6 protein-coding genes are annotated in these 10734 nt (G+C 64.9%); 2 read left to right on the top strand and 4 right to left on the bottom strand.

All coding sequences use genetic code 11. The features are described from left to right. Positions 1–281: 281 nt before the first annotated feature. The 4 genes from LB528_RS08690 to LB528_RS08675 all read right to left on the bottom strand — a co-directional run bounded on the left by LB528_RS08690 (position 282) and on the right by LB528_RS08675 (position 7751). Positions 282–1538 carry an Hsp70 family protein gene (locus tag LB528_RS08690; RefSeq protein WP_224714535.1) on the bottom strand — a complete coding sequence of 419 codons (1257 nt, stop codon included), beginning with the start codon at positions 1536–1538 and terminating at the stop codon, positions 282–284. A 199-nt stretch (positions 1539–1737) separates the two neighbouring features. Then, the gene (locus LB528_RS08685) at positions 1738–2529 is read right to left on the bottom strand and encodes a TIGR02186 family protein (protein WP_095765916.1); all 792 of its coding nucleotides are present in this window, start codon (positions 2527–2529) and stop codon (positions 1738–1740) included. Further along, positions 2529–3452 carry a sulfite exporter TauE/SafE family protein gene (locus LB528_RS08680; RefSeq protein ID WP_224512988.1) on the bottom strand — a complete coding sequence of 308 codons (924 nt, stop codon included), beginning with the start codon at positions 3450–3452 and terminating at the stop codon, positions 2529–2531. Before LB528_RS08680 ends, LB528_RS08685 begins: the two co-directional genes overlap by 1 nt. Positions 3453–3638: 186 nt before the next feature. After that, on the bottom strand, positions 3639–7751 hold the full coding sequence (locus LB528_RS08675; RefSeq protein ID WP_224714534.1) for a peptidoglycan-binding protein: 4113 nt from the start codon (positions 7749–7751) through the stop codon (positions 3639–3641). Positions 7752–8200: 449 nt separating this feature from the next. Here LB528_RS08675 and LB528_RS08670 point away from each other — a divergent pair, with 449 nt between their 5' ends. Then, positions 8201–8665, top strand: coding sequence for a MerR family transcriptional regulator (locus LB528_RS08670; protein ID WP_224513044.1), 465 nt, complete (start codon positions 8201–8203; stop codon positions 8663–8665). Between the two features lie 231 nt (positions 8666–8896). Beyond that, entirely contained in the window at positions 8897–10693 is a 1797-nt protein-coding gene (locus tag LB528_RS08665) for an acyl-CoA dehydrogenase (RefSeq protein ID WP_224714533.1), read from the top strand. Positions 10694–10734: the final 41 nt, after the last annotated feature.

Below are 10734 nucleotides of genomic sequence, written 5' to 3'. Positions count from 1 at the left end.
CAAGGAAGCTCCTCGTCGTCCTCAACGCCATCATGCGCGACAAAACCGCATTCGCATGAACACAGTTGCCATTCCGTTACATCGGCCAGGGAGTACAACGGAGCAGAATTCTGCACCGGAGCAACGCTTCAAAGTCACGGAATGGATCCTCGGGTCTGCGCCGCGTCGCTTCGCTCCTTGCTCCGCCCGTGGATGACGAAGTGGCTGGTGTCTCGGCCGATCTCGTACGCAGGTGCTCCGCTACCGCCCTTCCGGCCAAACTTACGGCAAGAATCTGATGCTCACGCGTATTTGCGCTGCGCGTCGAGCGCGAGGCCCAGACCGACCGAGCCGAACATGTCGCCTTCGATAACCGAGGCGTGCGGCACCAGCGATAGGATCTGCCGCTTCGCCAGCGGGATGGCGGTCGAACCGCCGGTGAGGAATACGGCGGTGATGGCCGAGGCGGCAACGCCGGCGTCGGCGATCGTCTGTCCGACTGTCGCGGTCACGCGTTCGATGTCGCCGGCAATCGTTTCCTCGAGGCCGGCGCGCGTGATCTCGGCCGCGAAGCGCGCGCCGGGCAGCGACACCTTCACTTCGGCCGAGGATTGGTCCGTGAGCGCGATCTTCGCCCTTTCGACCAAGCCCGCCATCGCATGGCCGTAGCGATGCTCGACGACACGGATGAAGCGGTCTACAAGGTCGGCCCGCTCGGCCTCATAGCGGATCTGTCGCAGGTCGTTCATTGCCTTGGCGGTGTAGACCAGATTGATGCGCTGCCAGGTCGCGAGATCGATGAAGTAGGCCGCGGGCAGGTTGCGCTTGTGGTCCTTGGTCCGCGTCAGATAGCCGAGCTCGGGCATGACATGGGCGATGCTGAGCAGCCGGTCGAAATCGGTGCCGCCGATATGGATGCCCCGGTTGGCAAGGATGTCGGCTTTGCGGTCGCTCGAGCGGGCGCGCTCCGGCGAGACCCGCACGATCGAGAAGTCGGAGGTGCCGCCGCCCATGTCGACGATCAGCGCCAGCTCTTCGCGGGTGACGTTCTGCTCGTAATCGAGCGCCGCCGCGATCGGCTCGAACTGGAAGGCGATATGCTTGAAGCCTTGCGCGCGCGCCGCCTTTTCCAATTCGCCCTGCGCCTTCGCATCGGCAGCCGCATCGTCGTCGACGAACTGCACTGGCCGGCCCAGCACGACTTTGTCGACCGGACCGCCGGCGTCTTCTTCCAGCCGTTTCTTGAGGTGGTCGATGAACAGGCCGATGATGTCGATGAAGCCGATCTGGCGCGCCTTGATGCGCGTCTTCTCGTTGGCAAGAGAACTGCCGAGCACGCTCTTCAGCGAGCGCATCAGCCGGCCTTCGATGCTGTCGGTGTAGTCGCTGATCGCACGGCGGCCGAAATAGGTGTAGCCGTCCTCGAAGTTGAAGAACACGGCGCTGGGCAGAGTGGGCTGCTCGCCTTCCAGCGCCACCAGCCGCGCCCGGCCGTCGCGGATCACGCCCACGGTGGAATTGGACGTGCCGACATCGATGCCGCCGAATGCCGATCGCATCGCAGCCTCCTGTCTTTGCTTATGCCGGCAGATCGTCGGGGACGCGTTGGGCGCCGTCATCCGGATTGCCGGACCGCTCTGCCGAAATCGAAATGTGTGCTTGTCCCTAGGGGCTGGGAGGCGGCGATGTATCGCAAAACGGGGAAAAGGGAAACCCTGTTTTGAACGGAAAACGGGTCTTCCGATTCTTCCCGAAGCGTCAATCCTTGCGGAAGATGAGCCGGCCCAGCCAGCCGGTCAGCATGGCCAGCGATATCGCAAACACGCCGTAGAGGAACGAATCGTCATGCGCGACGCGGAAGACCGACTGCTCGAAGCCGGATTTGCGGATTTCGAGCTGGGCCGAGCTTTCCTTGACGAACATGCCGCTCTTGAACAGGAACGCGCGGGCTTTATGGGTTCCGACCGGCACGTTGGGCGCGAGCCGCACGGTGGCGCGAAAAAGGTTCTGCGACAGGAATTGCACGCCGCCGACATTTTCGCTGTAGAGGCCCGTGGCCGCCTTGCGGTCGCGGAGCGCGGCGGTGAATTCCTCGATCGTCGCCGGGCTGTCGGTCTCGTCGGCGGGCTTCATGTAGAGGTTCTGCGCACCGAGCGACAGCTGCTTGTATTTGGCAGGCTCGGCGATGTCCTGCAGCGGCCGCGTCGTCGCAACGGAATAGGAAACCGGCACGTTCTCGAACGTCTCCGAATCCAGATTGATCCAGACGCCGAGCACCCTGTCCTTGCGCCGGACGACGACCGGCCTTGGCGGCCCTTCGAGCACGACGATTACGTCGTAGCGCCCTTGGCGCGCGATCAGCGGGTCGGGATTTTCCAGCGATCCGAAGATCGTCAGGTCGGCGCCCGAGAAACCCGCCGTGATGGAAATGGCGTCGGTCGACAGGCCGATCTGAATGCTTTCGGCGGGCGGCGTCTGCGCCGTCGCCGGGGAAAGGGCAAAGAGCATCGACAACGAGACGGCGGCTGCAAATGCTCGTCGTGCCGCCATCAGTTGAGCCCCGCGGCGGACAGCGAATAGAGATTGGGCGGCGTCACGAAGAGATCGGCGGCAAGGCGGATGGCGACGGCCAGCACCAGCATCGCCAAAAGCGCGCGCAGCTGTTCGCCGCGCAGCCTCTGGCCGGCCTTGGCGCCATACTGCGCGCCGGCGACGCCGCCGGCCATCAGCAGGAAGGCCAGGATCACGTCGACGGTCTGGTTGGTCGTGGCATGCACCAGCGTGGTGTAGGCCGAGGTGAAGATGATCTGGAACAGCGAGGTGCCGATAACGACATTGGTGGGCACCTTGAGCAGGTAGATCAGCGCCGGCACCATGATGAAGCCGCCGCCGACGCCCATGATCGACGACAGGAAGCCGATCCCGGCGCCGAGCCCGAGCACCGGGATGACGCTGACGAACAGCTTCGAGGCGCGGAAGCGCATCTTGAACGGCAGCCGGTGGATCCAGTTGTGCTGTCCGGATTTCTTGAGCACGGGTGCGGCGCCGCTGCGGCTGGCGCGCAGCGCGTTGACGCTTTCGACCAGCATCAGCCCTCCCACCGTGCCGAGCAGCACGACATAGAGCAGCGAGATGAACAGGTCCAACTGGCCAAGCCGGCGCAAGAGCGCAAAGACGAAGATACCGGCCGTCGAGCCGACGATGCCGCCGGCCAGGAGCACGCCGCCCAGCTTGAAGTCGAGCGTGCCGCGCTTGAAATGCGACAGCGCGCCGGAGAAAGAGGAGGCGATGACCTGGTTGGCGCCCGTGGCGACGGCGATCGCCGGCGGGATGTTGTAGAAGATCAAGAGCGGCGTGATCAGGAAGCCGCCGCCGACCCCGAACATGCCCGACAGGAAACCCACCGCCGCGCCCATCGCCAGCAGCACGAAGACGTTGACGGAAATTTCCGCGATCGGGAGATAGATGCCCACCCGTCTGTCTCGATCAGTTTGTCTGTCGGCGCATAGTGCCGTCCCCGGACAGTAAAGCACCGAAAAGCCAATTTTTTCTTGCGACGACGCGGCGGCGTATCCAAACCCCGCGCCGAAACAAAAACCATCTCAATCAGTTAACAGGCAAATGTGTGGCAGGGCGTCGCGTATGCGACGCGTCTGCCGTTATTTGTGCGCCAGGAGCGCCTTGACGAGCGGCGCGTCGATCTCGCCGGTCGGCTTCATCTTGTTGTCGGTCTGGAAGGCCATAATGGCGTTCTTGGTCTTGCCGCCCATCACGCCGTCGGCGCCACCGGCATCGTAGCCGTTCTTGTTGAGGATCAGCTGGATGTTCTTCACCGCCTTTTTCATGTCGATGCCGGCGGTGGTCTGTGGCGTGCTGTCCTGCCAGGATTCCGGAACATCGGCCGAATTGGCGGCTGCGTTGAGCGGCTTGGCCTTCCACAATTCCGCGGCGGCCCGCGCCCGCTCGAGCTGCTCGGGCCTGAGCGCATTGGCGATCTCGTCGCGCTTGGCGGCGGCATCCTTGTCGCCGGTCTTGGCGACGAGCGCGAACCACTTGTAGGATTCTTCCAGGTTCTGCTTCATGCCGACACCCTTGGCGGCCAGGATGCCGAGGTTGAACTGGCTGTCCTTGACGCCGAGGTCGGCGGCTTCCTGGAACCAGTGCGTGGCCGATTCATTGTCGGTCACGCCGTCCGCCGCCATGGCGAACAGCACCGCCAGATTGTGCATGGCGCTGGCGTTGCCCTGTTCGGCGGCGAGCTGGTAGTAGGTCTTGGCCTTCTTGATGTCGCGCGCGACGCCGATGCCTTTTTCGTAGAAATTGCCGATGCGGTATTCGGCCGGCGCGAAGCCGAGCTCGGCCGACTGCTCATACCATTTGGCGGCCGCCTTCATGTCTTCCTTGACGCCGCGCGATTCCGCGTAGCGCGAGCCGACCTCGAACAGCGCCTTGGCGTCGCCGCCGGCGGCGGCGTCGCGCAGCGCCACCGGACCGATTTCCGTAGGAATGTCGAATTTGGCCGCGGCCGCCTGGCTTCCGGCCGGCGGCACGGCGGCTGTCGTGTCGGCGGAGGTGGCAGCCGGCGCGCCGGTTGCTGCGCTGGCGGGCGCCGACGCGCTGGCCGCGGCACCCTCGGCCGCCGGACTGACCGCCACAGCTTCCTTGGCCATCGGCTGCATGTCGCCATCCATATCCGTCGCGGAGGCGGCTGCGGCGGCAGGTTCGGGCGGCATCGCCGAAATCGGCATCGGCTCGGCAGGCGCCGCAAGCGCCACCGGCGCGGGCGCCGGTTCGGCCGGCATGGCGGCGGCAGTTTCGGGACCGGAAGGAATAGAAGCGGTCGGGGCGGCCTCCTTGAGGGGCTCCGCCTGCCTGATGGGACGGGCAGGGGCGTTTTCGGCCTGTGCGGTCCCTATGTCGGTTTTTTGCGTATCGGCTTGCGGCGCGGCGGTCGCGTTGAGCGAAGCCGTATCGACCGTCTGTGAGGAGACGATCGGCGCGGGCTGGTTGTTGGCCGTTTCGACAGGATCGGACAGGAAGGCCTTGCCCAACTGCAGGCCGGCCAGCGCCATCATGATCGCGGCAGCCGCCATCAAGATCGGCTTGCGCCGCGCCTTGAGCAGGTCGCCTATCCTCAGCGCCTTCACCGGGCCGGTCATGGTCGACTGCCGCTTCAGCGTGTCGGCTTCGGCTGCGGCCGCCTGGGCAGCGCGGCGGGCGGCAGCGATGAAATCGGACTTCGCGGCATCGCTCTCGGTGCGCCTGACCGGCTGGCCGTCGCGCTCGTCGCGCACGCGCTTCATGATCGCGTTGAGGTCCGGCGCGCCGGAACCGGGTTCCAATGGCCGGTTGGCGGCCTTGGGATCGAGCGGTTCGTCGATATCGACGCTTGGCACGTCGCCGGCCGGCGCAGCGCCGGCAAGCAGCTGCGCGTCTGCTTCCTTCTTGCCCTTGAAGGCGCGCGCCAGGCCGCTGAGCATCGATTTTCTGCGGCCGGCCGTCTCGCTCTTGTCGCCGATCGCATCCGGTCCGAGGGCTGCCATGGCCGCCGCTGCTGCGGCCTCGGCAGGCGTACGTTGTGCGCTCGGCTCGTCGCGCATGATTGCTGCGGCGCGGCCTTCAAGGCTGGCCATGTCTCCCGTGAGCGGCAGCGGCTGGTCGATGTCCATCGAAGGCGCGTCCTGCACCGCGATCTTGCCGCCGCGGCCGCCGCGCTTCCCGGCCGGCTGCGGATCGACCAGTTCGCTGACCGCTTCGCTGGTCTCGCCCGATTCCAGCGAGCCCAGCCGGTCGACGATCTTGAGCAGCGTGTCGTGGATCGCCTCGAATGTCCGCGAGTTGCGCTCGTCGGAGCGCCGGGTGAGCGCTTCGAGCGTCTTCAGGTCCTGGGCGAGGCCGGCCACCGCCGTCGCGTTGGTCTGGGCCGTGCTGGACGTCGACTCGGCCAGCGATTTGACGGCGCTCTCGGCCGCCTCGCGCGCCACGCTCAGGATGGAATCGCGCGTGCCGGCCAGCGACTTCTCGATCTCGTTCAGGCGCGGGCTGATGTCCTCGAATTCGGGCAACGGCGTGCTGGGCTTGGAAAGATGTGCCGACAGGCCGGCGACTTGCGCTTCCAGGCTGCGGATCAGCGCCGGATCGATGCCCGCGACCTGCTGCGCGGACCATTCCAGCCGGCTGGAAATGTCCTCGAGCCGGCTTTCCAGTCCGCGGATAGCCATCTCGTTGGCAGGATCGGATGTGCGTGTCTCGATGCGCTTGGCAAGCGCGGCGAAGCGGGCGTCGAGTGCTTCCATGATGCCGGCGCCGTCGTCCTGGTGCATGCGCTGGTCGAGCCTGTCCGCGACCTCGTCCAGCCGTCGCTCGAGGTCGCGAAACAGCATATTGCCCTGTTCGATCGCATCGCCCTGGCGACGCTCGAGCAGCATGGACAGCGCGTCGAAGCGCTGCTCCAGACCCTGGAAGATCTGGTCGGCGTCGGGAAACGCCGGCGTGCGGTCCATCTTCTCCGTGATGGAGGCGATCTGCATGCCGAGCCGTTCCATGGCCTGTTCGGGAAGATCGGCGCGGCCGGCCAACTGGTCCACGCGGCTGGTGAGGAGGTTGAGGCGATCGATGACCTCGGCGCCGGGTCGCGACTGCGCGACCTCTTCGATCTGCGCCGCCAGCGATGCCATGCGCTTCTCGATCCGGCCGAAGGTTTCGGGGTCGAAGACATTGGCCTGCGCGGCGACCGTCGAGGCGACGATGGCGCGGGAAATCTCGTCCAGCCGTTCGTCGATCATGGCGAGCGTTTCGCCGCCGCGCGCGGTCTGCTGGCTGGCGAAACGGTCGATCGCGCCGGCGAGCGTGCGCACCTTTTCCTCCAGCGAGCGTAGCGAAAGCGATTCCGGCAGGTTGTTGACGGCGCTGCTGATTTGCTCGAGCCGCTCTGTCAGCACTGAAAGGCTCGGGCCTTCCGCGCGCTTGCGCTGGTCGGCGTCGACGCGATCCTCGAAAGCGCTCCACCGGCGGTTGAAATCGTCCCAGCGGCGGTCGACCTTCTGCACGCTTTCCTCGCGCGCCAGCGTGTCGAGCGCGCCTTTCACTTGCTCCAGTTCCAGCCGCAGCAGATTGACGCTGCGGTCGTCGCTCTTGTCGGCAAGCGCCTGGATGGCGCCCGAAAGCCGCTCGAATTCGAGGCTGAGCTCGGCGCTGCTCTTGTCCGGTATGCCGCCGGTGCCGCGCTGGCTGTTCACCTGCAGGGCGCGGTCGATGTCCTGGCGAAACGCTTCGAATTCGCGCTGCAGGCCGGCGGTCATCTGATGGCGCAGTTCCTCGCGCAGCCCGCGCAATTCGACGGCGATCTTGCCGACCATGGCGACACTGTCTTCCTGGCCGCGCACCCGATCGATGTCACGCGCGATCGCCTGATAGTTCTGCCCGAAGGCTTGCGCGGCGCCGGGCGCCGGATTTTGTGGAGCGCGAGCTTGCGGCCGCTGGCTCTGCGTGCCGGGATACTGCGCTGCCGGGCTTTGTGGAGGCCGGTCCAAAGGTCTTTGCGCGGAATAGGTATCTTCGTACCAGCGCGGCTGGCCGTAAGGCTGCGTGCTTGGATAACGCGGCTCGACCGGCGGCCGCCGCAGATCGGGGCGGTCGGGCATGTCGGCGCGCGTCCGGTCCAGCCGCTGCTCCAGCGTTTCGAGCGAGCGGTTCAGTTCCTCGAGCGATGCGTGAGGCCGGCGCTGCCTGCCGGCATTGAGTGTATCGAGATAGGACCGCTTGCTGTTCATCGATGCGCCCGTGTTCAGAATGGCCGGCTTGAGGCCGGTTTCTCCAGTAGCCTGCCGGGAACGAAGCGAGCCGAGCGGTTCTGCTGCGGAGGAAGATGGGCTTCCCGGGTTTTCACCCGCGCTTCGAAAAACCGTGAAAAATTCGCTACAGGATAAACACGGGTGACCGACATGCGCACATTTCGCCCAACGTAGTAAACAAGGCGTTAACCAAGCTTAAGAAGTCGCATAATCATCAGTCGGCGTCCGGGTGCGGCATAAAGTTCCGGTTCGATAACGCCCTTGCGTCACCCGGCGGCTATCGATATAGAATTGACGTAAACGTAAAGGTGCGAAGCCGTGCCTCTTGCGATTGATTTGTTCCAACCACGATTGGAAGCATGCCCCCGCTTCCATTCAGGCGACGCTTGGTCCGCGACCGCGACGCCATCAGGGGAAAGCCAGTGACCATGAAACTTGTTTCGCCCGGCGAAGCCGCGGCCAATACCAATGACATTCCGGCCGAGGCCGGCGAGGAATTCGTCCGCATCGGCGAGATGGCCAAGAAATACGGCGTGACGCTGCGCACGCTGCGTTTCTACGAAGACAAGGGCCTTCTCAATCCGCATCGCGACGGCTCGACCCGTCTCTACACACGCCGCGACAAGGCCCGGCTGAAGCTTATCCTGCTCGGGCGCAAGGTTGGGTTCTCGCTGCGCGACGTCAAGCAGATGATGGATCTCTACGATCCGACCGGCACCAACACCAAGCAGTTGCGGCTGGCGCTCGACAAGTCCGAGAAGCAGCTCGCCCGGTTGCAGAAGCAGCGCGCGCTGATCGACGACGCCATCGGCGAGTTGAGCAATTCGATGTCCATCGTGCGCCAGATGCTCAGCGAGCGCACAGCTGCGCCGCAAGCAAGCGCCGCCGGCTGATCGCCCGCTGTCAGGAAATACTCCGGACGTAGAAAGCCGCGTGGCTGTAGCCGCGCGGCTTTTTTATCGCCACAATCCCTGACTGCTCACAAAAATTTTTGGTTGCGACCAAGTTGACGTTTACGCAAACGTCAATATTTGCTATCGGGCATCGACATTGGCCCGGCCTTCTGTCCAGGACATGGACAGGCGACTTGCTGGCTGGCCGGGATCGTAAGGGCGGAGGAAGGCATGACGATCTACAGGGCGCCGATCCAGGACACGCTGTTCGTGCTCAACGACGTGCTGGGCTATCAGCGCTATTCCAATCTTCCGGGCTTCTCGGACGCGACACCTGACGTGGTCGAGGCGATCCTCGCCGAAGGCGCAAAGCTCGCCGAGAACGTCATGCATCCGCTGAACCGCGTTGGCGACATGGAAGGCTGCGTGCGCCATGACGACGGCTCGGTGACCACGCCCAAGGGGTTCAAGGAGGCCTTTGACCAGTATCGAGAAGGCGGCTGGATGGGGCTTGCGGCACCCGTCGAGTTCGGCGGCCAAGGCCTGCCCTACACGGTGCACCAGGCTGTTTCCGAATATATGGTTTCCGCCAACATGGCGCTGATGATGTATCCCGGCCTGACGCAAGGCGCGATCGCGGCGATCGTCACCCACGGCACCGACGAGCAGAAGGCGACCTGGCTGCCCAGGCTGATCGAGGGCACCTGGACCGGCACCATGAACCTGACCGAGCCGCATTGCGGCACCGATCTCGGCCTGCTGCGCACCAAGGCCGTTCCCAATGGCGACAGCACCTACAGGATTTCCGGCCAGAAGATCTTCATCTCCGCCGGCGAGCACGACATGTCGGACAACATCGTCCACCTGGTGCTTGCCCGCGCCGAGGGTGCGCCGGAAGGCGTGAAGGGCATCTCGCTGTTCATTGTGCCGAAGTTCAAGCTCGATGGCTCGGGCAATCCCGGTGAACGCAACACGCTCTCCTGCGGCTCGATCGAGGAGAAGATGGGCATCCACGGCAACTCGACCTGCGTCATGAACTATGACGAGGCCGAGGGCACGCTGCTCGGCGAGTTGAACGGCGGCCTGAAGGCCATGTTCACGATGATGAACGAGGCCCGCCTCGGCGTTGGCCTGCAGGGGCTTTCGGTCTCCGAGATCGCCTATCAGAACGCCGTTTCTTACGCGAAGGACCGGCTGCAGGGTCGCTCGTTGTCGGGCGCCAAGGCGCCGGACAAGAAGGCCGATCCAATCATCGTCCATCCCGACATCCGCCGCTCGCTGATGATCATGAAGGCGTTCAACGAGGGTGGCCGGGCGCTGGCGCTGTGGACGGCGATCAAGTCCGATGTCGCGCATCGTTCCGGTGACGACAAGGATCGTCAGGCGGCCGACGACTACACCGGGCTGATGACGCCGGTGGTCAAGGGCGTGCTCACCGACAAGGGTTTCGACCATGCGGTCATGGCCCAGCAGGTGTTCGGCGGCCACGGCTATATCGAGGAGCACGGCATGAGCCAGTTCGTGCGCGATGCCCGCATCGCCATGATCTATGAGGGCGCCAACGGCATCCAGGCGCTCGACCTCGTCGGCCGCAAGCTGGCGCAGAATGGCGGCCGCGCCGTGCAGGCCTTCTTCAAGGAGGTCGGCGAGTTCTGCGAAGAAAACCGCGCCGACGAGAAGATGGCGCCCTTCACCAAGGCGCTGAAGAAAGGCCTCAACGACCTGCAGGCGGCCACCATGTGGCTGGTGCAGAACGCCATGGCCAAACCCGACAATGCGGGTGCTGCCTCGACCGACTACATGCATCTCTTCGGCCTGGTGGCGCTGGGCTATATGTGGGCGCAGATGGCGAAGTGCGCGCAGGCGAAGCTCGCGGAAGGCGCCAATGGCGCCGGCGCGTTCTATGAAGCCAAACTCACGACGGCCCGCTTTTTCATGGAGCGGGTCATGCCGGAAACGGCGACGCGTCTCGCCCGCATTTCGAGTGGCGCGGACACGCTAATGGCGCTGCCGGCGGAAGCGTTCTAGGTTTGGCGGGCCGGCTTCGCCGGCCCACAAATGTCGGAACG

The sequence above is a fragment of the Mesorhizobium sp. CA4 genome, from assembly GCF_020165075.1.
Taxonomy (GTDB): Bacteria; Pseudomonadota; Alphaproteobacteria; order Rhizobiales; family Rhizobiaceae; genus Mesorhizobium.
Note: the sequence above shows the minus strand (reverse complement) of the source record. Positions and strands in the feature narration are given on the sequence as shown.